This window comes from Candidatus Nomurabacteria bacterium (assembly GCA_023898465.1).
Taxonomy (GTDB): Bacteria; Patescibacteriota; Patescibacteriia; order HK-STAS-PATE-3; family HK-STAS-PATE-3; genus HK-STAS-PATE-3.
This window is the reverse complement of the sequence record CP060223.1, coordinates 672,597-698,294: the sequence shown is the minus strand read 5'-3', so window position 1 is coordinate 698,294 and position 25,698 is coordinate 672,597. Positions and strand designations below refer to the sequence as shown.

Sequence of the window (25,698 nt, the reverse complement as noted above, 5' to 3'; positions counted from 1 at the left end):
TTGGCACCGTTGACGGTTTTTCAGGAAATCTGTATCCTATACGCGTTTCAAATAGAGATTTTTTCATTTTTTGGCGAAATTTAGGAAAAAACCATGTCGCAGGATCCACTTCAACAGATCAAAGCCCTGGAAGAAGAGCTAGATAGCAAGATTGCCCAGGCAAAATCGAAAGCTCAGCAGGAATTAAGCCAGATTCAACAACAGCAAGAAGAGCGTTTGAGTAAGATTCAGGCCGAAATAGCCCCAGAAGTAGAGGAAACAAAGGCCAAAATCCAAGCTGAGACTAAGAAAGTCATTGCTGATTTAGAAAAAACCTATGCTGATCGGATTGCCGCCTTGCAGTCTATTGATGGTGCGCGCATGGAAAGTGCTGCCGATACAGTGATCAAAGAGCTATTACAAGAGGGGACGGAGAACGCATAAATGGCAGTAGCTCCGGTAAAGAAAATCCTTGTCCTCGGTCTCCAGGCAGATCGGCAGAAAATGCTCGAACTGCTCTATGATTTTGGCCAAATGCAGCTTATCCATATGGATGGAGCTGAGGAACAAAATGAAGCATTATCCCAGATTGAGTATCGCTTGGCTGGTGTAAAGTTTGCTTTGGATTTCCTTGCTCGCTATACCCCGAAGCAAAAACAGAGCTTTCGAGAGCGTTTGGCTGCGATGGGTAGCCAGGGAATTACGGTTTCACATGAAGAAGTGGCCAAGTTATTGCAGGAATTTGATTTGGCGCCTTTCATCCAGCAGGTAGAAAAACTGGAAGCTGATATGAATAGCTACCAGTCTGATATCAATCGGATGCGCGCAGAACAGCTATTACTCGCTCATTGGTCAGATTTATCGCTGCGCTTAGATCAAAAACTAGAGAGCGCACAGGTACGCATCGGCACTTTCACTGAAGAGCAGCTCATGCTTCTTGAAGCAGCTATTACCAAAGAGCATCAAGCAATTGAGCTACAACGCTTACCTGGTACAGATAAGCAGGTAAAGGTATATATTGTCAGTCATCGTTCAGCTGAGGCTTGGTTGCAGAATGCGCTGACGGAATATCATTTCCAAGAAGTAAACTTGCCTGAGCATCAGGGCACTGTCCAAGAGGCGATTACTGAGCGAGAAAAGGAAATGTTGCGCTTAGCTGCTTTATTGGAAACTGCCCAAGCAGAAGCGACAAAGCTTTCTCAGCACGTACACGACCTACAGATTATTTTTGACGGCCTGACTTGGCAACGTGATAAAGTTGCCGCCTCTTTAAACGCAGCTTCGCAAGAGCGTACCTTTGCGTTGAGCGGATACATTCCAGCTTCTCGTTTTGTTGAGCTAGAAGAAGCTCTACATAAGGTGAGCACGAGCGCTACCCTCCTTGAGCTGGCTTTAGCAGAGGATGAAGAGCCTCCAGTACTGCTTACAAATACTAATTTAGTGCAGCCTTTTGAATCAGTTACTAGTATTTATGGTGCACCTAAGCCAAATGAACTAGACCCGACACCTTATCTGGCACCGTTTTTCATTTTCTATTTTGCCATGTGTTTGTCAGACGCCGGCTATGGCATTATTTTGGCTGGTTTTTCTTTCCTCGCTATTAAACTTTTTAAGTTGCCACGAGCTAAGCAAGGCTTTTATCGACTCCTTATCTACGCTGGTATTGCCACCTTTGTAGTAGGTGCAGCTTTTGGTGGTTGGTTTGGACTAGTTTTGGAAGATCTACCAAAGAATGCCATCACATCCTTTTTACTCAGCCTGAAGATTATCGATCCGGTCAGCAATCCACTCACTCTACTCGTTTTCTCCCTCGCTATTGGCGTGGTGCAGGTAATTGTTGGTGTGAGTATTAATTTGTATTACCAAATTCGCCAGAAGTCCTGGGACGCAGCTTTTGATGCTGGCGCTTGGCTCTTCCTCTTAATCGGTGTAGTTTTCTGGCTGGTTGCCGGGCAGGCGATACAGAGCGATATCTTAGGGCAAATTGGTGTGTATTGGGTGTACGCTGGTCTTGCTACTTTGGTTTTGACGCAGGGCCGTCGCCAAAAAAATATTTTCCTGAAGATTCCAATGGGCATCCTCAGTCTGTACAACATTGTCGGTTATTTTTCTGATGTCATGTCATATTCTCGCTTGCTCGCACTTGGACTCTCCACTGGCATCATTGCCGTAGTGGTGAATATGGTTGCCTTACTTTTCAAAGACATGATCCCGATTTTCGGATGGGTGGTAGCTATCGGAATTTTGGTTGGGGGACACCTTTTCAATCTTGCTATAAACGCACTCGGCTCTTTTATCCACTCAGGCCGTTTGCAATACGTGGAATTTTTCCCGAAGTTTATGGAAGGCGGCGGTAGTCGCTTTAAGTCCTTTGCTCGTCAGGCAAAGTACGTTGATGTGGACACCTTAACTCAGTCAGATCTTATTCATAACAAGATGGATGCCGATCAGGACGCCTCTGGTCCAAAGTCGACATCTGCATAATTAACAGGAGAACCATATGGGACTCGCATTCGCAATTGCTGGAGCCATCACTGCGGTCAGCCTCGCCGGAATCGGTTCGATTCTCGGTACTGCCACAGTGGGTCGAGCTGCCTCTGGCCTCGTATCAGTTGACCCGGAAAAGTTTGGACGCGTACTTTTGCTCCAAGCGCTTCCTGGTACGCAGGGTATTTACGGATTCCTCGGTGCTATCATGGCGCTGCAGAAAATCGGTTTACTCGGCGGAGAAGTAGCAACGATTTCCGTCAACACCGGTTGGGAAATCTTCTTTGCTTGTTTACCAATTGCCTTCACCGGCTTACTCTCTGGTTTGTACCAGGGTCGAGTAGCTGCGGCTGGCGTCGGTATCGTGGCAAAGAAACCGTCAGAATCCGGTAAGGGTATTATCTTCGCTGCGGTAGTAGAAACCTACGCCGTACTTGGATTGCTCGCTACCATTTTGCTCTTAAACGGCATCACCGTCTAAGCATCCATGGCACTCAATCAACTTCTCCAGAGTGTGCAGGCTGAAGCCGACAAAGAGCTCGCGCAAATTCAGGCTGCTCATGCCAAAGAGCGCGATGCTCTGCTCAGCGAGTGGGAAGGGCGTATGAGTAAAGCCCGTGACCAAGCGTTGACTCAGGCCGATCGGGCTGTGCGTCAGGAAAGTGATATGGAGCGATTCGCCGCTGAATCGCGTTTGCGTCAATCAGTGTTAACTGAGAAGCGTCGCGTTTTAGCTTCGGTGTACGAAAAGGCTTTGCAAAAGCTTAGCCAATTAAGTGACGCCGACTACGAAGCATTCTTGCAGCAACTCTTTACCCAGCTACCTAATGAAAAAGGGGAGATAATCCCAGCCAAGGGTAAAGAAGCGCAGACCAAGAAGGCGCTCCATGGCCTCAAGCGCGACTGGACCATAGCCAAAGAGTCAGTTGACGCCGAAGGTGGATTTATCTGGCGCTCAGAAGCGATTGAAGTCGATTGTCGCTTTGCCACACTCTTAGCTAACATCCGCACGCAAACTGAAGCGGCGGTAGCTGCCCAACTTTTTGTCTAAACTATGAGCCGAGACGATTATCTCTACGCAGCCGGAGTTGTACGACACCTTGAGTCGAATCTTTTGAATCCGACCGATGTGGAACGCATGGTTGATGCTCCAGATATGGAGTCAGCTTTTCGCGTGTTTCATGACACCGATTACTTCGACAACGTAGGCGATATCGCACCGGCTGAGTTTAATCAGTCACTCGAAGCAGATTTATTGCAAGCAAAAGAGCGCATTATTGAAATGTGTCCTGATGAGAAGCTCGTGGCGCTTGTCTTTATGCGCCATGACTATCACAACTTGAAGTTGTTGATGAAGCAGAAGTACTTTCATCAGGACGCGACTGCCTGGGCCTCACCGCTCAGTACCGTCCCATTTGCTACTTTGCAAGAAAACCTGATGCAGGAAGCTCAGCATGAATTGCCTGACTATATCCAGCGGGGGATTGATCTGGTTGAGGAAAAAGCCGCTACAGTGGAAGTGCAGTCAGCCTATATTGATCGCTGGCTAGATCGACAATACTTTGCTGAACGCGTTCAGATCGCCCAGGAAATCGATAGTCAGTGGATTATGGATTTAGTGGTGCTACAGATTGACATGGCTAATCTGAAAACCTGGATTCGAGGACGTCGCTTCCAGCTCGATGATCGTTACCTCCTCGCGGAAGTGTTAATGAATGGAAACGTCACCTTGGATGACTACGAGTCACTCTTGGGCTTAAGTAATGAAGAAGCCTTGCAGCGCTTAACCACGCTGGTGCCCTCATCTCTGCAGCCGGCTCTGGAACGATTCCGCGAAACTGATTCACTGGAAACATTAGAGCGTGATCTGGAGAATGCTGAGCTGGCACATGTGCGGGAAGCTCAATTCATTGATTACGGTCCTGAATTACCTTTGGCATATTATTACGCAAAGAAGAATGCTATTCGTAACGTGCGTTTAATCATGTCAGGCAAGTTAAATGGTTTGCCAGGCGACGCTATTAAACCTTACATCCGGGAGCTCTACTAACATGGATCATCCAATCGCTATTCTTGGTTCACCAAATGCCATCGGCGGCTTCAAAGCGCTAGGCGTGCGGGCTTGGCCAGTAGCCACAGCTGAGCAAGGTCGTGAGGTGCTGCAGCAAATCGCTGCTTCAGAATGCGCCATCCTCCTCATCACCGAGGATTGGGCTGATCAATTGCGTCCAGAGTTAGATGAATTACGTACTCGAGCTTTGCCAGCAGTCACCGTGGTCCCTGGGCCAACTGGTTCGACTGGAGCGGGGGATCGAGAGCTGCGTCGTATTGTCGAGCGCGCAGTAGGTAGCGATATACTTTTTAAAAACGACAAGTAGCAAGTATCAAATGACAAGTAGTAATTTGTAGCTTGATATTTGCAACTTGAATACTTGAGAATTATATGAAAGAACACACAGGAATTATCACCAAAGTCTCCGGCCCTCTCGTGGTTGCGAAAGGCATGCAAGGAGCGAAAATGTATGAAGTGGTGAAAGTATCCGAACAGAAATTGGTCGGAGAAATCATCCGTCTGGACGGCGATCAAGCCTATATCCAGGTGTATGAAGACACCGGAGGTTTAGGACCAGGCGAGCCAGTGTACCGCACTGAGCTCCCTCTGGCCGTGACTCTGGGTCCGGGTTTGCTGACCTCGTTCTATGATGGTATTCAGCGACCGCTCGTGAAGCTGGAAGAGCGCTCAGGCGCTTTCATCGGTCGCGGTTTGGATGTAGCTCCACTTGATGAAGAAAAGAAGTGGGATTTTCAGCCAAAGGTAAAAGAGGGTGATGTCGTGCACGCTGGTGATGTCCTGGGTGAGGTGCAAGAAACCAGCCTGATCACCCACAAAATTCTCGTACCTCCACATATTCAAGAAGGTACTGTGAAAAAAATTGCGACAGGTGAACACAACATTACCGAAGTTGTAGCAGTGGTTGATAAAGAAGAAATCACCATGTTGCAGCGCTGGCCAATTCGCGATCCACGACCGGTCAAGCAAAAATTACCTCCAATGCGTCCTCTGATTACCGGACAGCGCATTATTGATACCTTCTTCCCAGTTGCGAAGGGCGGTGCCGCGTGTATCCCTGGTCCTTTCGGCGCTGGTAAGACCGTGATTCAGCACCAGCTGGCGAAGTGGGCTGATGCGGACATTGTTATCTTCATCGGCTGCGGTGAGCGCGGCAATGAAATGACTGACGTGTTGCTGGAATTCCCTGAGTTAAAAGATCCTAAGACTGGTAAGCCTTTGATGGAACGCACAGTGTTGATTGCCAACACCTCCAATATGCCGGTGGCAGCTCGTGAAGCATCGGTGTATACCGGTATCACTATTGCGGAATATTTCCGTGACATGGGTTACAGCGTTGCCTTGATGGCTGACTCAACTTCCCGCTGGGCCGAGGCTATGCGTGAAATTTCTGGTCGTCTGGAAGAAATGCCAGGTGAAGAAGGTTACCCAGCCTATCTTGGTTCCCGTACCGCCGCCTTTTATGAGCGAGCTGGAATCGTGGAAACACTCGGTAGCGAAGGTCGCCAAGGTTCACTCACTGTGGTAGGAGCTGTTTCTCCTCCTGGCGGTGACTTGTCTGAGCCAGTAACGCAAAACACCTTACGTGTGACAAAAGTGTTCTGGTCACTCGAAGCGAAGCTGGCCTATCGCCGTCACTTCCCATCAATTAACTGGTTAACCAGCTACTCACTCTACTCAGATGATTTACAAAGCTTCTTCAGCAAAGAAACCGGCAGTGATTTCGGCGAATTGCGCGGTGAAGCTATGCGCTTACTGCAGCAAGAGTCTGAGCTAGAAGAAATCGTTCGCTTGGTCGGACAGGACGCTTTGTCGGCTAAGGAGCAATTAGTATTAGAAACCGCTCGAGCATTACGCGAAGACTTCCTGATGCAAAACGCCTTCGATGACGTTGATACCTACACCAGTCTGCAGAAGCAATACTACATGTTAAAGGGTATCCTGGCCTTCCACCACGCCGCCCAAGAGGCGCTGGAGCGGGGAGTGAACTTGAAGCAGATGGTCAACCTGCCAATCAAAGAGCGCATCGGCCGCATGAAAGAAGTGCCGACAGAGAAGATTAAGGAGCTGGAGCAGCTGGTGACGGAGATTCCGTCCGCCGTAGCTGCCGCTAACTAAGGAGCACGCATATGGAACGAGAATACAAGACACTACGTGAAGTCGCTGGTCCTCTCCTCATTGTTGAGGGAGTGGAAGGCGTCAAATACGAAGAGCTGGTCGATGTGAAATTGCCTGATGGCAAGATTCGCCGCGGCCGCGTGCTCGAAATCGACAATGATCGGGCAGTGGTACAGATGTTTGAAGACACTCGCGGTATTAGCGTGCAGGATGCTTCCGCCCGCTTCCTCGGCCGCGTTATGGAATTGCCAGTTTCCACCGACATGCTTGGTCGCGTCTTTGACGGCTCAGGTAAGCCAAAAGACGGTGGAGCCGAAATCATTGCCGAAGCACGTTTGAACGTGAACGGTAATCCGATTAACCCATACTCCCGTAACTTCCCAAATGACTTTATCCAAACCGGTATTTCCACGATTGATGGATTGAATACTTTAGTGCGTGGACAAAAGCTACCGATTTTCTCCGGCGCTGGTTTGCCACACAATGCCATGGCCGCCCAAATCGCTCGTCAGGCAAAAGTGGTTCGCGTTTCCCCGCAGGGTAAAGTGGAAGCAGAGGATTCCCAATTCGCTGTAGTCTTTGGCGCTATGGGTATCACCTTTGAAGAAGCAGAATACTTCGTAAATGAATTCCGCAAGACCGGTGCTATCAGCCGCGCGGTACTCTTCTTGAACCAGGCAAATGACCCGGTGGTTGAACGTATCACTCTACCTCGCTTGGCTCTGACCACTGCCGAGTATCTGGCTTTTGAAAAGGACATGCACGTCTTGGTTATCCTGACCGACATGACTAACTACTGTGAAGCCTTGCGTGAAGTTGCGGCAGCTCGTAAAGAAGTCCCAGGTCGCCGTGGCTACCCAGGTTACCTCTACACTGACTTAGCTACCCTGTACGAGCGCGCTGGTATGATCAAGGGTAAGAAGGGTTCAATTACCCAGATCCCGATTCTTACCATGCCGGAAGATGATAAGACACATCCAATTCCTGACTTGACCGGCTACATTACCGAAGGACAAATCATGTTAAGCCGCGGCTTGCACAAGCGCGGTATTCGTCCTCCAGTTGATGTGCTGCCATGTCTCTCTCGTCTGATGCCGAAGGGTATCGGAGAAGAGAAGACTCGTGAGGATCACTCCGGAGTCTTTAACCAGCTCTATGCTGCCTACGCTCGTGGCACTGAGGCAAAGGAATTAGCCGCTATCCTCGGTGAAGCTGCTCTGTCCGACGTTGATAAGAAGTACGTGGAATTTGCCACGCAGTTTGAGTCACGCTACATCAACCAAGGTGAGTATGAGGATCGCGATATTCTCACGACCTTGAATCTCGGTTGGGAACTCTTCTCCATCTTGCCGAAGTCTGAACTGAAGCGTGTGAAAGAAGAATATATTGAGAAGTATTTACCCAAATCTGACTCCTAATTAGTCTTCGAGCTTGTCGAGAAGCTAAGCTCGGTTCTCGACTTCTCCGCTCTGGGCGGATACGCTCGAACACTCATTACCCTATGGCGCAAACGATTAACCCAACACGCATGGAGCTTATCCGACTCAAGGGTAAGCTCAAGATGGCCAAGCGCGGTCATTCTTTACTCGAGGAAAAACTCGAAGGCTTGATGCAGGAGTTCTTAGGTATCATCAAAAAGACTCGCAGCTTACGACAAGAAGTAGAGGCTCAGCTCGGTCAAGCGTTCCAGAGTTTCATTATCGCTTCAGCTGATATGCGTCCGGAAGTAACCGAGGAAGCGCTGGCAGTCACCACGAAGCAAATTCAATTGCAGGTGGCAACCAAGAACGTCATGAGTGTGCAGGTGCCACAGTTTCAGTATGCCGAGTCAGGTGATTTCCTGAGCTACTCTTTGGCAACTACTTCCTCTGGACTTGATACTTCTCTGAAAACATTCTCAGATGCGCTGCCAAAGATCGTGGAGTTAGCTCAGACCGAGCACTCAGCTCGTTTACTCTCAGCTGAGATTGAGAAGACGCGTCGTCGTGTGAATGCACTTGAGTTTGTCTTTGTTCCCGAGATTGAGCGGAATGTGAAATACATTTCCAGCAAATTGGATGAGCAGGAGCGAGGCGCCCTGGTCAGCATCATGCGATTAAAGGAAGCGATGCAGTAAGAGCACGAATTCGAATATAATCAAAAACTCGGTCTGCCTAGGCAGCCGAGTTTTTGATTCCATCACGTTGCTTTAGTTATCAAAGCTTCGCTTTGGACGATCTGTCATTGGTCGAGCTTCGTTGACAACGAGCGCGCGGCCTTCCATTTCTTGGCCGTTGAAGGTTTCAACTGCCTTTGCCGCGTCCTCATCGTTGGACATCTCGACGAAACCGAATCCGCGTGAGCGTCCGGTCGCTCGGTCTAGGATGACCTGAGTCGATTCAACCGGTCCAACCTGGGAGAAATGCTCCTTAAGGCTGTCCTCGGTGACGCTGAACGGAAGGTTTCCGACGTAGAGTTTCTTCGCCATTTACTTCCACTTACTACTAAGAGGTGCGTATCTGTTTCGGTAGACCTTTCACCTCTACGCCCTACGGCGAGATATCCCGAAAAGACTTGCGAGGCCATACTACCATATATGAAAAAAATGTGAAGAGCTGGCCACTTTGGGTGGGGAATAGGGTCAAAAAGCGCTGAGGAGAGGCACATTTTTCAGCTTGACAAATTGGCCCTGAACCATTAAGGTGAAGCACAGACAAAATCGATCTTTTCCGAAATAAAAACCCAAAATATCGCACCTTGTCGGACACTTTCAGTATCGTTCTTTCGTCTCAAACACTGCACATTCCCTACAACTTCGGAGGAAGTTAGGAAAGCCAACAAAAAGTTAGAAAGCGGAATTTTCGTTTTATAGCTTGCTGTTGGCTTTTTGTATCAAATAAACGAGTTCATTAACCAGAGGAGTTATGCCTACGTTATCACTATTCAGGGGGGAATATCAGGGGGGTCTTAGCAAGGGAGTCCGTCGGCGCTTATTCAATCTATTGAGCGTCGTGGCAGTCTTTAGTTTGGTGCTCCAGACTACCGGCCTAGGAACGGTGCTGGCTGCCCAAGCAGCTGAGCTGCCAGTTCAAGCTGTGGATAACTCTCAGGAGGGCGGTACAAGCCTTAGCCTGGGTACAAATGTAGACGATTCAGCGCTTACCTTTGGCAACCTCCGCATTCGGAAGTTTTATGACGATAATGGTAACGGTATCCGTAATACCGCCCATGACACTGACCCATGGCTGAGCGATTGGCACTTTGTGGTGCGTGATATGCAGGACCAGATTGTGGCCGAGGGTGATACGAGTGGAGAATCCGGTTTTTATGTACCTCACCTGCATGCCGGAGACTATACCGTCACAGAAACCCAGCTTCCTGATTGGGAAGTGACAACCGGTAATGTGACAGAAAACGTACATGTTACGGCGGGTCAGACCACGGAGATTGATTTTGGTAACTGGCGTACTACCGGTGGTTTAGAAAACCTTTTCTCGATTCAAACAGCTTGTTCGCAGGGTCAAACTGCCGGCTATGCGGTTGCCAGCGCAGGAGTTGGATTAGAAGATGACGGAAGTGGTGTGATAAGCAATCTCGACGTACCAGGTACTATTGCAGCGGCCTATCTTATTTGGGGCGCCTATGAAGAAGAGAGCGATCCAAGTTTTGTGTTTAACGGACATGCAGTGAATGGTACTGAGTATCGCGAGGCGCTGGATGCAGTAGCGTACGTCGCAAATGTAAGCAGCTATGTGAGTACCGGCACGCATTCATATACAGTAGAGAACTCCAGTCCTTACACAATGTTAGGAGCGAGTCTTTACGTGGTATATGCATCTGAAGATGTTGATGCCTCTCTGGTGACTTGGTTGGGAGGAGTGGATACCGCATATTGGAATCGACCCTACTTCCCCAAAGGTCCAGACACTGAAGTGTACAGTTATTCTTTTGCTCCAGTAGATTATGATCGACAAGCAACACTTACCTTGAGTGTGGGCGGCGGCGATCACACGAACCCTAATCGCGGTGATGCGCTCTGGGTAAAGAGTGCCACTGGTGCAGTTCCAACAAACCTGGTTGATCAAGCTGGCGCAACAGAGCTGCTGCATAACTTGCTCACTTCGCACGAAGGTCCAGAGTGGGATCATCCAACAGTCACGGTAACTATTCCAGCCAACGCGACCTACTTTGCTTATCAAATCGAATCACCAGAAGATGATAATGGTGAGAGCTTTATTCTCTTCGCATCTTCATTGACCGCTCCGCTTGATTGCCCGACTGGTGATCTGACGGTGAATAAGAAAGTCGATGAAAACGGTGATGGTATATTTGAGGGCGGTAATGTCCGAGCAAATGAACTTGGTTTCCAGTGGAGTGATATCACTGAAACAAAGATGCGAGATATGGGCACGCCCAACGAGACCGGTGTTGGCCCTCATCAAATCACTGAAACGCAATTGCCTGGGTGGCATTTTGTTGGTTGGTATGATGACAAAAATATCTCCGATTACTCATGTACAAATCCGCAAGGCACGACCCTGCCTGTGCCGGTAGAAGTATTTGAAGATCAGGAAACATCCATCACGCTCTGTAATGCGCGCGACTTCACTACTATCGACTTTGATAAAGTAGTCGTAGGCGGCGGACCATCGACCGATCAGGATTGGACCTTCCATGTTGAAGGCTTGGGTGATTTCACTGAAGCAAGCGCTCCAGTGTCAGTGCCGACAATGACGCAGTACATGGTGACTGAAACTTCAGGTAGCTACGATAACCTCTACACCTTAACTAACGCGAGTGGAATCTGTAGTTATGCAAATGGTGTTATCACTTTAGACACCGGTCGCCAGGGTGGTACTTGTGTGCTCGAGAATACCCGCAACACCGGAGAAATCACCGGAGTAAAATATTATGACCACAATGCGAATGGTGTACGTGACGACGGCGATGAAGGCATCGAAGGTGTCACTATCCAGCTAAGCAATGGGCAAAGCAAAGTGAGTGCCAGCGATGGCAGTTTCTCCTTTGCGAATTTGCCAACTGGTACCTACGAAGTGAATGAAGTCCTGCCAGATGCTTGGATGAACACCACGCCACTCAGTGTAGAAGTTGAAGTAGTGCAAGGCGAACCAGCCTATGTGGAGTTTGGCAACACCCGCTCACTTACTATTGCCGGTACCAAGTGGAATGACTTGAACGGCGATGGCGTGCGACAAGTTGGCGAGCCAGGCATCCAGGGCTGGACTATTAATCTCTGGGATGATGGTGAAGACGGCCCGGGCAATATCATTGCCACGACGCAGACTGCAGCCGATGGCAGCTACGCCTTCACTGATCTTGAGCCAGGTACCTACTGGGTGAACGAGGCATTAGTGGATGGTTGGATGCAAACTTCTGAGCCAGTAGTTATTGGTCCGCTCGAGCTGGGTGAAAACACTACCTTGACCGGGAATGACTTTGGTAACTTTCAACTCGGATCAATCAACGGTGCAAAATGGCATGATGTGAATGGCAACGGCACCTGGGATGAGGATGAAAGCGGCTTAGCCAATTGGCAGATTAACCTTTGGGAAGATGAGGATGGTCAGCCGGGTGCAATTATTGCTGATACCTTAACTGACGCTGATGGTAATTACAGCTTCACTGATCTTGGTCCTGGTACCTACTGGTTAAGCGAAACATTGCAAGATGGTTGGGAGCAGACTTCCAGCCCTATCACCCTTGGTCCGATTGTGATGACTTCAGGCTTAGTCTCCAATGCGAATAACTTTGGTAACAAGCTTCTCAGTCCTGAGCTGAGCATTGTGAAGTCGGTCAATGTCGACACCTTTGTGAATCCGGGTGCAACAGTAACCTACACCGTGGTCGTGAAGAACATTGGCCAATCCACTGCAGTGAATGTAGTCATGACTGATCAATTGCCAGCTGGTTTCATCTTTGTAGACACTGGCTTGTCAGTTCGCAGCTTCCCACTCGGTGATCTCGCAGCGAATGAAAGCATGACAGTCACCTATGATGTCATTGTGAGCACCAGCCAAGCGGCCGGTTTCTACGACAACGTAGCAACAGCTGATGCAGATAACACCGATCCAGTGGCTGATGAAGCAACCGTTGAGGTACGCCTTGGGTCTGTCCTGGGTGTCAGCACTGAGCCGCTCTTACTCCTTACTAAGAGCGTGAACACCAACGAGGCAAAGCCAGGTGATTATCTGACCTACACCTTGAAGGTAACAAACGCTGGTGATGGCATTGCCTTAAACGTGCGCGTAACAGATATCTTACCTGAGGGCTTTACCTTTGCTGATTCAGGTTTGACCGAACGTGTCTGGACTCTCGGCAGCATGTTTACTGACGATACTCGCACTATCACTTATGAGGTGAAGGTGGCTGATAATGCTGCGTCTGGGAATTACCTCAACGTAGCAAAAGCCGTAGCAGATAATTACGGCGAAGTTCGCGCCAGCCAGAATGTGGTAGTGAAGCGCGGTCAGGTCCTTGGTGCATCAACCTTGGCTGATACTGGATCTGGTTGGGGTGATGTGGCGGCCTTTGGCCTCGGCATGATGGCTATAATCAGCGGATTCGTTGTGTTGTTCGATAAGCGACGCTTCAGCATGCCGCTGAATCGCTAGACTTAAAGGAATAAGATAAACACACCAGCGCGGGCTCTCAAACCCGCGCTGGTTTTTGGTTTATAAAGAGCGCAGGCAGGAGAGCCTGCGCTGTGTGGCATTTATTCCCAGCGCAGGTTAAAAACCTACGCTGGGGGAAGTGTGTGTTGACATGCTGTTTGTGCTATCCTATGGCTATGACCGCGAAGAAAGCAGCAGCAAAAGGGGAGGCCAAGGCCGCGTCCAATTCCTTCGACGTGCAATTGAACGCTGAGCAGCGTCAGGCTGTTGAGCATGCTCAGGGACCACTCCTTATCGTGGCTGGCGCAGGCACGGGTAAGACCACAGTGATTGTTGAGCGACTGGCCTGGTTGATTACTGAGAAGGGACTGCGGCCTGACGAGGTGCTTTGTCTCACTTTTACCGACAAAGCAGCCAATGAAATGCTTGATCGCATTGACCGCCGCTTGCCAACTGGCTATGTCGACCTTTGGGTATCAACCTTTCACGGATTTGGTGAGCGCGTGCTGCGGGAGAATGCGATTGACGTTGGTTTACCTGGTGACTTCCAAGTGTTATCCGAGCGGCAGCAGTGGATGTTTTTGCGTCAGCACTTGGACGCACTTTCTCTAGATTACTATCGTCCGCACGGTCGCCCGACCAAGTTTCTCCAATCACTTATCAAACACTTCTCGCGATTAAAAGATGAAGTGGTGAGCCCGGAGCGTTACCTTGCCTTTGTCGAGGAGAAGCGACTTAATCTGGATCAAAGCGAGTTTACTAAAAAAGAGGATAAGGATGCAGCCGGCGAGGATGTGCAACGCTTACAAGAGCTTGCTTCATCTTTCCATCTTTATAATCGTTTACTACGCGAGCGCGGCTTTGTCGACTTCGGTGATCTGATTGTGGAGACACTCAAGCTTTTTCAAACTCGCTCGACATTGCTGCAGCGTTATCGCAATCAATTCAAAGCGATTCTGGTTGATGAATTCCAGGACACCAACTGGGCGCAGTATGAATTAGTGAAGCTCCTAGCTGCACCGGAAAACAATTTAACCGTGGTGGGTGATGACGACCAATCGATTTATAAATTCCGTGGTGCGTCGGTTGCTAACATTATGCAGTTCCGCGAAGATTACAAAGACTGCACCAGCGTGGTATTGACCCAAAACTATCGCTCGTATCAACGCATCCTGGATACGGCCTACAACTTTATTCAACTCAATAACCCAAACCGTTTAGAAGTGCAGTTGCAGGATGACGGCAAGGGTTTAAATAAACGCTTACAAGCCGCTCGTCAGGGTGAGGCAAAAATTCAGGAGCTGGTCACCTCGACTGAAGATGACGAGGCGGAAAAAGTAGTAGAGCAAATCCTGGCTCAGAAGAATGCGGATAAGGATTTGCAGTGGAGCGATTTCGCTATTCTGGCTCGAGCAAACGCGCACTTGGAATCTTTTCTGAACGCTGCCGAACGCTCAGGCGTCCCATACCAGTATGTGGCCGCTCGCGGGCTGTATCGTCAGGCAGTCGTACTCGACGTGCTGGCTTATCTGCGCATGTTGGATAATTATCACGAGGACATTGCCTTGCATCGGGTGCTGACCATGCCGATTTTTTCTTTTTCTACGCAGGATATCATTACCCTAAATCAAGATGCTCGTCGCCAAAGCCGCTCAGTCTATCAGTCATTGAAAGAGCACGGACTCATTTCCACTCTGAGTCAAAAAACACATCAAGAAGCTGATCGTCTGCTAGGTTTGATTGAGTCGCACACGGCTCTAGCCCTGCAAGAGCGGCGCAACGTCAGCCGCGTGCTCTATGCTTTCCTCGAGGACTCCGGCTATCTGCGTTACTTAAGCGATGATGATGATCCGGTCAAGCAAGCGCAGCTCCATTACTTATCACAGTACTATCGCGAAGTGACTGACTTTGAGCGCGGCAACACCGAACCGAGCGTGAAAAACTTCCTCCTTCTTATGCAGGCCTCCATGGATGCCGGGGAAGAGGGGCAGTTGGATGCGGTGGCGCAAGAAGGTCCAGATAGCGTGAAGCTGATGACCGTGCACGCGGCCAAGGGTTTGGAATTCCGTCATGTCTTTGTCGTGAATATGGTTGAGCGGCGTTTCCCATCCTCTGATCGCGGTGATGCGATTAGTTTGCCCGATGGTTTGGTACACGAACGTTTGCCAGAGGGGAATGTGCATATTCAAGAAGAGCGCCGCCTCTTCTATGTTGCCCTCACTCGCGCAAAGGATTCACTCACCTTAACCCGTGCCTTGGATTACGGCGGCGCAACTGTGAAGCGTCCTTCTCCTTTCTTAATCGAAATGGGATTGGTGACCAAGGAGCAGGCAGCGGAGGAGAAAAAACAGCAGTCGACTTTACTCAACGCTCGTGTGCGAAGTGCTGTGCAATCAGAGCCGGAGAGCATCTTACGCAAAGTGGCCGAAGAAACGCGCTATGACTATTCCCGCATCAGCACCTATGATCTCTGTCCATGGAAATTCCGCTACCGCTATGCCTTGGAAGTGCCAGAGCCTGGGAACAAGCGCTTCTCCTATGGGCAATCTGTCCACGCTACCTTGTACGATTTCTTCCGCCTCGTGCAAGAGCGCAGCAAGAAGCGGCAAGTCACTCTTTTCGCTGAAGCGCCGAAAGTAAATGAGGGGATATTGGAGGCTGGAGCTAAGAGCGTTTCTCTGGCTGAGTTAAAAGAGTTGTACGAGCGTAACTGGATTCGTGAATGGTATGACGGCGAACGCGACATGGAGAAGAGTAAGCAAAAAGGCTGGGAGTCGCTGAAAGCTTTTTACGCATCCTATAGCGGCGACCTGCCTGTGCCTTTGGCGCTCGAGCAGCCTTTCACTATTCAACTCTCAGAAGAGTTTCGCTTGACCGGTAAGATTGACCGCATTGATCAGATTGAGGATAGCGAGGAAGTGGAAATCATTGATTACAAAACCGGCACAGCGAAAGAGAAGCCGAGCAAGGAAGCGAAGTACCAGCTCATCCTCTATGCATTAGCCGTGCAGGATAGCGATCTGCTGCATCGCAAGGTAGGGAAGTTAACCTTCTGGTATATTGACGATAACAGTCAGGTCTCATTTGTGCCAAAGGAGAAAGACCTGGAAGCGGCTCGTGAATGGGTGCTGGAGCAGATTGGACAAATCCGGGAAGCAGACTTCACGGCTGATCCAAATCCCATCAAGTGCGGCGGCTGCGAGTTCAAACAGATTTGTCCATTCAAGGCGGTATAACGTTATTCAGTGTTCGTGCGTAGTTGGAACCGAGTTATATAATTAACATCAGCTTCTCGACCTTGCTCGAAGACTGAAAGGTGATTCAGTGTTCGAACGCAGTCATCGAGGCTTTGTCGAGATGGCGAAGTTGAGAACCTGAATAGCATTCAATCAGCTTCTCAAGTCCTCATCTCAACCCTGTTCGATACTTGTCGAAGCCTGATTGAAAAGCAATTATTTTGATCAGTCCAATATTGTTTTTGCGTGGCAGAGGAGTATTATTCTGACAGGTAAACTTCCATGTTTCACGTAGCTGAAAAAAGCGCCCCCTCTATTTCTTAAAAAATATATGCAAACGCCAAAAATACGATACGCAGATGATGGTCATGAGAGCATTGGTACTTTATTAAACCTGCGAGCCCCAGCTCTTATTTTTGGTCTCATGTTAGGCATTGGTATTTCTTTTGTTACTTCGCGTTTTGAAGAAGTGCTGGCCCATAGCGTGCAGGTGGCCTTTTTCATGCCCTTCATTGTGTATATTTCTGATGCAGTGGGGACGCAAACCGAGGCTATTTATTCCCGTGATTTAAAAACTGGGAAAGCCAAGTTCAAGGTTTATCTCCGCAAAGAGTTTTCTCTCGGTGTAATTATTGGCATCGTGTTTGGTCTTATCTCCGGACTCATCACTTGGTTTTGGTTGGGAGATGCGCAATTGTCATTGAGCGTGGCGATTGCTTCATGTGTTGCTATTACCACAGCCCCAGTAGTAGCACTCATCATTGCCTACCTCTTCCAATCAGCTCATCGAGATCCAGCAGCGAGCACCGGACCGATCGCTACGGTGTTGCAGGACATGCTTAGCGTGGTCATTTACGGAGTAGTGGCGAGTCTAATTATTTTGTAGGATTTTTAGAAAGTTGAATAAAGAAAAAGACTGCTGGAGCGTATCCAACAGTCTTTAGGGATGGGTTCAAGAGCGGACAGGCCTGCTCCGAATGATGTGTCGTCTGGCACGCTTGGGGTCCTTTGCCCAGAGCTCCATCATCTGGCTCCGGACTTGGGCATTGAAGCCATCATCTTCTGGGGTTAGGTCCCTGCATGAGGAACCTTGTATGAGGGTGAGGAGCCTTTTGACCTGACTCCGTCCTCTGGTCCTTGTTGTCATGTCGACCTCGAGGAAAGGGTTTGGGGGTCAGGATCCAGAACTGAGGTAGCTTGCTACCGCGAGTTTCCATTCGCTTCCGCTGGGATCGCCGATCGTTTCTGTGCAAGCGTTGCAGAAGCCTTGAATTCTCAAGCCGTCGTAACCCTGCAGCATCTCAGGTGAGGTGAAGGGTAGGCTGTTCTGATCGGGTCCGATCTCGCGCATGATTTCATCGAAGCGTTGTCGCAGGATTTCTCGTTCCGGAGCAGACTCCGGTATTCGTTCGAGGATTCCGGCGCTGACTTCCTCAGCTGATCTCAACATAGAGGCCTCCGTCTCTGTCTGATTTGCACGTGTGAAAAGAGCCACTAGAGAACACCGCAATATAAACCTATGAGGCGTTTTTGTCAACGTTTATTTGTGGGTAATGCAGTGGTATGCAAATATGAAATAATTAGCTTTGCTATTTAAAAAACACTACTTGAGCTGCTAGTAAAAAACTGCGCCATTCCCTAGAGGAAATGACGCAGTTGAGAACCCTTCAGGAAGTCGAAGTCTTTACATTGAGCTCCAGTAGCAGGTCGACCACGCATAGTACCCACCATTGTAGGTAACGTAGACGGATCCAGTCTGCTTTGCGACTCCCGAGTTAAGGTCAGTGATGCGGATGAAGTAGGATCGGTAGGCGACGATCGATGACCAAGTACGGCGATACGTGAAAGTGCCACTATAGCCGTAGACGTAGTCTTGTCGAGATGGATAGGGTGCCCCCACCTCGAAGAGTTCGATCTTGTAGTCTCCGGACGGACCGTAGAAGGAGTACTCCACCGTTGTGTCCGTCGCAAGGCTCACTCCGGGGCTAGCAACTGAAAGCGCCACCAGTGCGACAATCAGGAAGAGAAGATACCTCATTTTGCTTCCTTTTCTTCAAAGAACTTCACAGATGTGATAATCAGGCTGGTTATCACCCAGGGACAATTTACATATGGTAGTTAAAGAAAATATTAAGAATAGGACTTGCTTATTAGATATTACTGGGCTAAGATAGCCCTGTTATTAATTAGCAGGAGACAACTATGTCCAAGAAATTCCAGAATATAGCCTTTATTGTCCTTGTTGTTATCACGGTGAGTTTAGCGTGGATGTATAGCCTTGCTCGAAATGATGCGCAAGAGTTAAGTGCTCAGGTTAACGAACTAGAGTCATCCATGGCGGTGCAACAAAATTTCACTCAGTCAGTATTACCACCGTCGTCAGGCAATGTAGATATTTCTGCTTGGAAGGTAGTAGAAAATCCCGAGTATCATTTCTCAGTGCGTTACCCTCAGGGTTGGTCAGTGAATACTGAAAAGAACGTACCGACCCCTACATCTACAGAGCAGGCAAGCGAAGTGCCAGCACTATCTCTGACTATCAGCTCGAACACTGAAATAGCGGATACTTGGCAGGCGATAACACTCTCAAACGGAAGCACTGCGTATTATAGCTTTGACGGTGGTTTTGATCATTACTACATGGTAAGTGGTGATGCTATGTTGCTATGGACGATCCCGGCGAGGAGCCAGGGAGCTGATAATATGCTTCAAGAGGCAACTCAGATTGTAAATACCTATCAGGCAATTTAGCCTCTTAATATTTTCTTAATCTGTTTCTGGTGAAATACCCTATGGAGGGAGTAATGAGCGGGTGCCGTTGGCTACCCGCTTTTGCTATTGGCAGGGGAGGGTGGTCTTAATATTTTCTTGAGATGAATGGTGTAAGAGGTTAAGGAGGGGTGTAAGGTGTAATCGGTTACTATGTGATTTATGGTGGGGGTGAACTTGCCAATAATATAATTTTTTACCGTCATGGGTAATGCTATCCAAAGAATCAATAAAATAAAAAATCTCGGACTTGTTTTTTCTAATTATGTCTGGGGTTCAGGAATACGATCTAGATCAACCTTGCCAAATTTCAAGCAACTTAATTTAGTGTATGGTTGGAATGGAAGCGGCAAAACAACACTCTCCCGTTTATTTGATGCTTTAAGCGGGGTGAGTATTGAAAATCTGGAGTATGAAATTGAAGACGAGAATGGAAATAGGTACGATCAAAACGACACATTCCCTCCAAAAGTCAGAGTTTTCAACAGAGACTATATAGAAAGAAATATTGAGCTTATAGAAGGCCGTGCAAATTCAATTTCAATTTTACTCGGTGAAGAAAATAAAGATCTCGCTGTTCAAATTAAAAAAGATAGAACTTTACTCAACGGCGATTCATCTGATCCGAAGCAAAGAGGAAAAATTGCAAGATTGGCAGATTATAAAAAAGACCATAAGCGGCTTAAAGCAAGTCGCGATGGTCAATTCACCGAAATTGCAAAAACCATAGGAGCTGCGATCGGAGGAAATGCATTAAGAGATTATCGTAGGCCGCAGGCAGAAAGTGATTTTTCTAAAATTAATAGGAAGGTGGAGCTAGAAGAAGTAGAGCTCAATAATATATTAATCTCTTTAAAGCAGGAATCTCTACCATTTTTGGATAGAATATTTATTCCGAAAGTCGAAATAGATCAAAACAATTACGAAATTTCTGAAATTGTAAATTCCATTAATACCGAGGCAGAAAACGTATTAAACAAAAAAGTTGAGTCCGAGATTATTAATCGACTTGCAGAAAATAATGATATTTCAGAATGGGTAGAAGAGGGGGTAAAATTACACAAAAGACATTCTTCAGATGTTTGCGAATACTGTTTACAAAATATTCCAAATGATAGAGTAGAGCAATTGGCACTTTATTTTAATAATGCAGACAAAAAATTAAAAGAAGACCTGGATAGTCTTGTTGAAAAATTAAGGAAGCTTTACTCCGTTATTCAAAATATAACAATTCCCGAGAAAACGAGATTCTATAAAGACCTACAAACAAACCTAGAGACAGAAAAAGTTAATTTTGAACTAGCTAAACAACAATTTGTCAACGATATTACAAATCTTGCGGATAAAATTAAAAGTAAGAAAAGTAAGACGACCGAAAGGGTAGAGCATGATAAAAAATTGAGCAGTATCGGTCTATATAAAGTTGTTGATAGCGTAAATGCCATTATTGATGAACACAAAAAACGAACTGCGGATTTTGATACCGTTAAACAGAGGGCTGCGGAAAAAATAAAATTCCACTATCTGAGTACAATTTTTGACGATATAAAAAAAATAGAATCAGATATTTCTAATCTAACAAAAAACATAGACACATTAACAAAAGAAATTGAGGAGATAAATAAAAGAATTGAAGAAAATACAGCGAAAATCTCATCGAAACATAAGGCCTGTGAAGTCATCAATGAAAAAATAGCAACTTATTTGGGGCACAGAGAGCTAAAATTTGTTCCGCGCATCGAAACGGTTATTAGCGAGAATGGTGATGAAAAAGAGGTTGTTTCGGGGTACAATATCATGCGCGATGACTCTGCTGCAAAATATTTAAGCGAAGGTGAAAAGACCGCTATTGCCTTTATATATTTTGTGGTGCATCTTGAAGATCAGAGTTTTGATCTTCAAAATGGAATCATCCTCATTGACGATCCTGTATCTAGCCTCGATTCAAATTCTCTTTATCAAGCCTTTAGTTTTTTGAAGGGTGCAGTAAAAGACGGCGGGCAAGTGTTTATTTTTACTCATAGTTTTGATTTCTTGAAACTTTTGATCAATTGGCGGAGGGGTGCCGGGAGAGATAATACCGGGTACTTTATGATAAAAAATTATTTTCCCTCGAACATTCGTTGTGCCTACATTGATAGAATGGATAAAGAGCTTTGTGAATATGAAAGTGAATACCACTATCTCTTTAAATTACTTAAATATCTTCGCGATGAACAAGATGATTCTATCGCCAAGGCATATCCTATTCCTAATATAGCAAGGAAGGTTTGGGATACGTTTTTAATGTTCAGTGTTCCAAATGGAAAAAAATCATATAAAAAGATAGAGGAGTTAAAACAAAATGGGTATGATGAACAAAAGTTAGACGCCATATACAAATTTACAAATGATCAATCACATATTACTGGATCCGGTTTTAATCCAGCGCTCGTCCCAGAGACAAAAAAGATTGTGAATGAATTATTTGAGATGATGGAAAAAATCGCACCAAATCACTATCAAATTATCAATGATGCGACGAAAGACTGAAAGAGTTAAGTATGGTCAATAATATGTGTCTAAAATAAATATTAGGTATAAATGAATGGATTGAAGAAAGAGTGCTAAGATATTTTGATCGACGAACATTCATTCATTTTCCTTTTTTCCCGTTATCCAAACAAAAAGTAATTAAATATCCTATCTTGCCCCAGCACCTGATTTCTGGTACAATCAGGCTGCTGTTTTAGCTAATTACTCCCGAATTTTTGCCTTGTGAGCATTCGACGTTACCTGCTCCTTATGACTGTGGCCACGGTGCTGAGTTGGGCGCTCTGGGCGCTGGTCCTTTTCTCGATTGATCCGGAGGTGTCGGGCTTCATCGGGCATGCCGCGTTTTTTTTAACCTTGTTTTTTGCCTTGATTGGCAGCTTCTCCTTGCTGGGTTTTGGTCTGCGGATGCGCTTTGTGCGCGAACCAGTGGCCTACCGGCAGGTGGCGATTTCTTTTCGCCAGGGCACGCTCTTCAGTCTCCTGGTGAGCGGCGCGCTCATTATGCAGGTGTCTGAATTCCTGCGTTGGTGGAACCTGGCTGCCTATCTCATCCTCCTTTCTTTGATTGAATTCTTTGCTCTGGCCCGTGAACAAAAGCCGCATGATGGAATCCGAACTCAATAAGCTACGTAGTGATGCCATGGCTGCTCTGCAGCAGGTGAGTGATGCGAAGTCACTGGAGCAGTGGCGCAATACCTGGCTTGGCCGCAAAGGCGCTTTAGCTCAGGCATCAACCGCGATTGCCAGCCAGCCGCAGAGCGACCGCGCGCAGCTGGGCAAACTTTGGAATAGCGTGAAGCAAGAGCTGGAACAAGCGCTGCAGAAACAGCAGCAGCTTTTGCAGCAGGGGAACGTGAAAGCAGCAGCTGATCTCACCCTAATGGGGCCGGAACTGCCTCTTGGTTCAATTCATCCTCTCCGTCATATGCAGCGGCGGATTCAGGAGGTCTTCATGGGCATGGGTTATGAGGTGCTGCATGGCCCGGAGATTGAGCTGGCCAAGTACAACTTCGACTTCCTCCGCATCCCTGAGGATCATCCAGCCCGGGATGAGTGGGATACTTTTTACATTGACGGTGCGCTGAAGAGCGGACCCAACCAGCCTTTACTGCGCACGCACATTTCTCCGATGCAGGTGCGGGTGATGGAGGAGCGCCAGCCGCCGATCCGTTTCATTTCACCTGGGCGTGTGTTCCGTCACGAGGCAACTGATGCGTCGCATGAGGCGAACTATCATTACTGCGAAGGTATGGCGATTGCCAAAGGGCTGACCTTTGGCGACCTTCTCGGTACTTTGGAAACTTTTTTCAAAACACTTTTTGGCGAACACGTAGAAATCCGAGCGCAGCCAAGCTTTTTCCCATTTGTGGAGCCAGGCGCGGAAATCCTGATGAACGGCGGCAAAGGTTGGATGGAGATGCTGGGCTGCGGCATGATTCATCCAGAGGTGCTGCGGAATATGCGCGTTGATCCTCGGGAGTACTCTGGCTTTGCTTTTGGCATGGGGATTGATCGCCTCATGATGTATTACTATCAAGTGCCTGATGTGCGTATGTCATATCAGGGCGATCTTCGTTTCTTGTCGCAATTCTAATATGCACGTTTCGCATCGTTGGGCAGCAGAATTTGTCACCATGCCGAAACCGGAACAAGTCCGGGCCCTGCTTGATGCAGCTGGTTTACCAGTTGAGTCAATCAAGAGTGATGTGGCAATTGCCGACACGGTCATTATTGGTCATGTGTTGAATGTACTGGCGCATCCAAATGCTGATCGTCTCCGCATTGCTGAAGTAAATATCGGTGACGGGGGATTGCATCGGATTGTTTGTGGTGGCCCAAACCTGGCGCAAGGGCAAAAGGTGGCGGTAGCTACCCCAGGCACTGTCTTACCCAATGGTCAGAAAATCGAGCGAAGCAAAATCCGCGGTGAAGAGTCCGCCGGCATGCTCTGTGCCGAGGACGAGCTAGGCATTGGTGAGAGCCACGCTGGCATACTCGTGTTACCTGATAATGCGCCCATTGGCCGACCAGTCACCGAGGTACTGAAGGGCAAGGACCTCGTGTATGAGATTTCTGTTACCCCGAATCGCTCAGACTGTCTTTCAGTGCTTGGCATTGCGCGCGAGATTGCCGCTGCGAGTGGCAAGAAGCTTCCTACTGCACCAAAAGGCCTACGCAGCAAAGGTAAGAGCCCGGTCAAAGTTCGTCTGCAAAATAAGGATTGTGCAATGTACTTAGGTCAGCGCATGACGAAGGTGCGGGTGCAGGCGAGTCCGGATTGGCTGCAGCAGCGTTTGCAAGCTGCTGGCGTGCGGCCTATTAACAATGTGGTAGATATTGTGAACTATGTCATGTTGGAGCTGGGTCAGCCCATGCACGCTTTTGATGCGGCGAAACTCTCAGGTGAGACCATTCAGGTCCGTCCAGCCAAAGCAGGGGAATCACTCCTCGCCCTTGATGGTAAGCGCTATAGTCTGAAGCCCAGCATGATGCTTATTGCTGATGCGAAAAATCCGATTGCTATTGCTGGTGTAATGGGAGGAGAAGAGAGCGGTGTAACTGAGACAAGTACGGATATTATTTTAGAAGCAGCGGTGTTTGCCAGTGACTCGGTGTATCACACTTCCCGCGCCCTGCAGCTGAGTTCCGAGAGCTCGCAGCGTTTCAGTAAAGGCATTGATCCAGAAATGACTGGGCTGGCAATGCAGCGCGCCGTCCAACTCTTGCAAGCACATGCCGGCGCGCAGCCGGTGGGTGGCGTGGTACAAGCTGGTAAGTTGCCAAAAGCAGCTAAGCCGGTGCGAGTTTCTGTCACTTGGTTAAATGAATTCCTTGGTACCGACATTCCTGCCACGAAGATAAAGAAGTTGCTGAGCTCGCTTGGGATGAAGGTAAGTGGTTCAGCTAAGACGCTCAGCGTTACACCGCCAAGCTGGCGACATGACATTAGCTTACCTGAAGATGTGGCCGAAGAAGTAGCACGTCTCTCTGGCTACAATGCGATTATTCGAACAGTCCCACCGGCACCGGGTCGCCCGGTCGCATTGCCAGCGCAAGATGTGATGACTGACCGTTTGGCTGATGCTTTTGCGCAACTCGGCTTCCACGAACACATAGGCTATGCGTATGTGCCTGAAGTAATGGTGCAAGATGATTTGAAACAGGCTGTACGCATTAGTAATCCTTTAAGCGCTGAGCAAGAATATCTGCGCACTTCGCTTATCCCGGGTCTGCTCCAAGTTGCTGCCAAGAATGCGAAGACACATTCTGACCAACGCCTTTTTGAATTTGGTAAAGCATATCAACGCTCAGGCAATACTTTTACCGAAGATCCTATGCTCCTCGTGCTTTGGCAGGGGAGCGAAAAGGCGGTCATGGAGTTTTCCAGCCTCTTACGCACGGTGCTGGAGCACCACTTTGGGGTGACTGATTTCCGCCTCCAAGCCGGGGAAAATGAGGTAAAGATACTCGTGCAAGGACAGAGCGTCGGGCGCCTACTTCAGGCCTCTCCACTCGTCCTCCGCAACCATAAACTCTCAGGCCTGGTACGGATGGCTGAATTCCGCCTGGAGGCCCTGCAAAAGGCCCTAGAAAAGGCCAAAATACGCTATACAGAGATTCCTGCATATCCAGAGGTAAAACGTGACCTAGCCCTATGGATTAAGGCTGAAATACGCTATACTGATATAGAGGGGATTATTCGAGCTACCCCGCTTATTACCGACTTTGCCCTCTTCGATGTCTACGAAAAAGAAGGCAAACGCAGCCTGGCTTTTCACCTCAGTTTCCGGGCTGCCGATCGCACCTTATCCTCGGATGAAGTCGACGCCAGTATGCACAAACTCAGAGAAGCGCTCCGCACTAAAGTGAACGCTGAAGTCAGATCTTAACG

At 48.1% G+C, this 25,698-nt stretch carries 20 protein-coding genes; 17 read left to right on the top strand and 3 right to left on the bottom strand.

The features are described from left to right. Window positions 1-93: 93 nt before the first annotated feature. From H6760_03460 to H6760_03420, 9 genes are all read left to right on the top strand, one after another. Complete coding sequence (locus H6760_03460; GenBank protein USN53208.1) at window positions 94-423, top strand: hypothetical protein; 330 nt, start codon at window positions 94-96, stop codon at window positions 421-423. Further along, window positions 424-2,463, top strand: a complete 2,040-nt coding sequence (locus H6760_03455; GenBank protein USN53207.1) for a V-type ATP synthase subunit I — start codon at window positions 424-426, stop codon at window positions 2,461-2,463. A 16-nt stretch (window positions 2,464-2,479) separates the two neighbouring features. Next, the gene (locus H6760_03450; GenBank protein ID USN53206.1) at window positions 2,480-2,947 is read left to right on the top strand and encodes a V-type ATP synthase subunit K; all 468 of its coding nucleotides are present in this window, start codon (window positions 2,480-2,482) and stop codon (window positions 2,945-2,947) included. Between the two features lie 6 nt (window positions 2,948-2,953). Then, window positions 2,954-3,517 carry a hypothetical protein gene (locus H6760_03445; GenBank protein USN53205.1) on the top strand — a complete coding sequence of 188 codons (564 nt, stop codon included), beginning with the start codon at window positions 2,954-2,956 and terminating at the stop codon, window positions 3,515-3,517. 3 nt (window positions 3,518-3,520) lie between these two features. Next, entirely contained in the window at window positions 3,521-4,516 is a 996-nt protein-coding gene (locus H6760_03440) for a V-type ATPase subunit (protein USN53204.1), read from the top strand. 1 nt (window position 4,517) lies between these two features. Next, window positions 4,518-4,844, top strand: a complete 327-nt coding sequence (locus H6760_03435) for a V-type ATP synthase subunit F (GenBank protein ID USN53203.1) — start codon at window positions 4,518-4,520, stop codon at window positions 4,842-4,844. Between the two features lie 65 nt (window positions 4,845-4,909). Beyond that, complete coding sequence (locus tag H6760_03430; protein ID USN53202.1) at window positions 4,910-6,655, top strand: V-type ATP synthase subunit A; 1,746 nt, start codon at window positions 4,910-4,912, stop codon at window positions 6,653-6,655. A gap of 11 nt (window positions 6,656-6,666) precedes the next feature. Next, complete coding sequence (locus H6760_03425) at window positions 6,667-8,073, top strand: V-type ATP synthase subunit B (protein USN53201.1); 1,407 nt, start codon at window positions 6,667-6,669, stop codon at window positions 8,071-8,073. A gap of 83 nt (window positions 8,074-8,156) precedes the next feature. Continuing rightward, a complete protein-coding gene (locus H6760_03420; GenBank protein ID USN53200.1) occupies window positions 8,157-8,771 on the top strand; it encodes a V-type ATP synthase subunit D in 615 nt (204 codons plus the stop codon). Between the two features lie 72 nt (window positions 8,772-8,843). On the opposite strand, the gene H6760_03415 is transcribed toward H6760_03420, so the two are convergent. Further along, window positions 8,844-9,122 (bottom strand): RNA-binding protein, encoded by a 279-nt coding sequence (locus H6760_03415; protein USN53199.1) that lies wholly within the window; start codon window positions 9,120-9,122, stop codon window positions 8,844-8,846. 436 nt (window positions 9,123-9,558) lie between these two features. On the opposite strand from H6760_03415, the gene H6760_03410 reads away from it, so the two are divergent. The 3 genes from H6760_03410 (at window position 9,559) to H6760_03400 (ending at window position 17,388) form a co-directional block, all read left to right on the top strand. Next, window positions 9,559-13,266, top strand: coding sequence for a DUF11 domain-containing protein (locus H6760_03410; GenBank protein USN53198.1), 3,708 nt, complete (start codon window positions 9,559-9,561; stop codon window positions 13,264-13,266). A gap of 176 nt (window positions 13,267-13,442) precedes the next feature. Beyond that, entirely contained in the window at window positions 13,443-16,502 is a 3,060-nt protein-coding gene (locus tag H6760_03405; GenBank protein USN53197.1) for an ATP-dependent helicase, read from the top strand. A 331-nt stretch (window positions 16,503-16,833) separates the two neighbouring features. Then, window positions 16,834-17,388: a magnesium transporter gene (locus H6760_03400; GenBank protein USN53196.1), complete on the top strand. Its 555-nt coding sequence runs from the start codon at window positions 16,834-16,836 to the stop codon at window positions 17,386-17,388. Between the two features lie 288 nt (window positions 17,389-17,676). Here H6760_03400 and H6760_03395 read toward each other — a convergent pair whose 3' ends face one another. Together H6760_03395 and H6760_03390 are read right to left on the bottom strand one after the other, a co-directional pair. After that, window positions 17,677-17,952: a hypothetical protein gene (locus H6760_03395; protein USN53195.1), complete on the bottom strand. Its 276-nt coding sequence runs from the start codon at window positions 17,950-17,952 to the stop codon at window positions 17,677-17,679. Window positions 17,953-18,186: 234 nt separating this feature from the next. Next, window positions 18,187-18,540 (bottom strand): hypothetical protein, encoded by a 354-nt coding sequence (locus H6760_03390; protein USN53194.1) that lies wholly within the window; start codon window positions 18,538-18,540, stop codon window positions 18,187-18,189. 164 nt (window positions 18,541-18,704) lie between these two features. Here H6760_03390 and H6760_03385 point away from each other — a divergent pair, with 164 nt between their 5' ends. The 5 genes from H6760_03385 (at window position 18,705) to H6760_03365 (ending at window position 25,696) form a co-directional block, all read left to right on the top strand. Further along, the gene (locus H6760_03385; GenBank protein ID USN53193.1) at window positions 18,705-19,253 is read left to right on the top strand and encodes a hypothetical protein; all 549 of its coding nucleotides are present in this window, start codon (window positions 18,705-18,707) and stop codon (window positions 19,251-19,253) included. Between the two features lie 222 nt (window positions 19,254-19,475). Next, on the top strand, window positions 19,476-21,803 hold the full coding sequence (locus H6760_03380; protein ID USN53192.1) for an AAA family ATPase: 2,328 nt from the start codon (window positions 19,476-19,478) through the stop codon (window positions 21,801-21,803). 225 nt (window positions 21,804-22,028) lie between these two features. After that, on the top strand, window positions 22,029-22,430 hold the full coding sequence (locus tag H6760_03375; protein ID USN53191.1) for a hypothetical protein: 402 nt from the start codon (window positions 22,029-22,031) through the stop codon (window positions 22,428-22,430). After that, window positions 22,408-23,400: a phenylalanine--tRNA ligase subunit alpha gene (pheS, locus tag H6760_03370; GenBank protein USN53190.1), complete on the top strand. Its 993-nt coding sequence runs from the start codon at window positions 22,408-22,410 to the stop codon at window positions 23,398-23,400. The genes H6760_03375 and pheS overlap by 23 nt, the downstream gene beginning before the upstream one ends. Before the next feature lies 1 nt (window position 23,401). Then, a complete protein-coding gene (locus H6760_03365) occupies window positions 23,402-25,696 on the top strand; it encodes a phenylalanine--tRNA ligase subunit beta (GenBank protein USN53189.1) in 2,295 nt (764 codons plus the stop codon). Window positions 25,697-25,698: the final 2 nt, after the last annotated feature.

Bases quoted from the DNA above. Each gene is read 5' to 3' on its own strand.
- H6760_03435 (USN53203.1), top strand. From the start codon at position 4,518: ATGGATCATCCAATCGCTATTCTTGGTTCACCAAATGCCATCGGCGGC.
- H6760_03405 (USN53197.1), top strand. From the start codon at position 13,443: ATGACCGCGAAGAAAGCAGCAGCAAAAGGGGAGGCCAAGGCCGCGTCC.
- H6760_03380 (USN53192.1), top strand. From the start codon at position 19,476: ATGGGTAATGCTATCCAAAGAATCAATAAAATAAAAAATCTCGGACTT.
- H6760_03365 (USN53189.1), top strand. From the start codon at position 23,402: ATGCACGTTTCGCATCGTTGGGCAGCAGAATTTGTCACCATGCCGAAA.
- H6760_03455 (USN53207.1), top strand. From the start codon at position 424: ATGGCAGTAGCTCCGGTAAAGAAAATCCTTGTCCTCGGTCTCCAGGCA.
- H6760_03395 (USN53195.1), bottom strand. From the start codon at position 17,952: ATGTTGAGATCAGCTGAGGAAGTCAGCGCCGGAATCCTCGAACGAATA.
- H6760_03430 (USN53202.1), top strand. From the start codon at position 4,910: ATGAAAGAACACACAGGAATTATCACCAAAGTCTCCGGCCCTCTCGTG.
- H6760_03445 (USN53205.1), top strand. From the start codon at position 2,954: ATGGCACTCAATCAACTTCTCCAGAGTGTGCAGGCTGAAGCCGACAAA.
- H6760_03410 (USN53198.1), top strand. From the start codon at position 9,559: ATGCCTACGTTATCACTATTCAGGGGGGAATATCAGGGGGGTCTTAGC.
- H6760_03415 (USN53199.1), bottom strand. From the start codon at position 9,122: ATGGCGAAGAAACTCTACGTCGGAAACCTTCCGTTCAGCGTCACCGAG.
- H6760_03390 (USN53194.1), bottom strand. From the start codon at position 18,540: ATGAGGTATCTTCTCTTCCTGATTGTCGCACTGGTGGCGCTTTCAGTT.
- H6760_03460 (USN53208.1), top strand. From the start codon at position 94: ATGTCGCAGGATCCACTTCAACAGATCAAAGCCCTGGAAGAAGAGCTA.
- H6760_03450 (USN53206.1), top strand. From the start codon at position 2,480: ATGGGACTCGCATTCGCAATTGCTGGAGCCATCACTGCGGTCAGCCTC.
- H6760_03400 (USN53196.1), top strand. From the start codon at position 16,834: ATGCAAACGCCAAAAATACGATACGCAGATGATGGTCATGAGAGCATT.
- H6760_03420 (USN53200.1), top strand. From the start codon at position 8,157: ATGGCGCAAACGATTAACCCAACACGCATGGAGCTTATCCGACTCAAG.
- H6760_03385 (USN53193.1), top strand. From the start codon at position 18,705: ATGTCCAAGAAATTCCAGAATATAGCCTTTATTGTCCTTGTTGTTATC.
- H6760_03440 (USN53204.1), top strand. From the start codon at position 3,521: ATGAGCCGAGACGATTATCTCTACGCAGCCGGAGTTGTACGACACCTT.
- H6760_03425 (USN53201.1), top strand. From the start codon at position 6,667: ATGGAACGAGAATACAAGACACTACGTGAAGTCGCTGGTCCTCTCCTC.
- pheS (USN53190.1), top strand. From the start codon at position 22,408: ATGATGGAATCCGAACTCAATAAGCTACGTAGTGATGCCATGGCTGCT.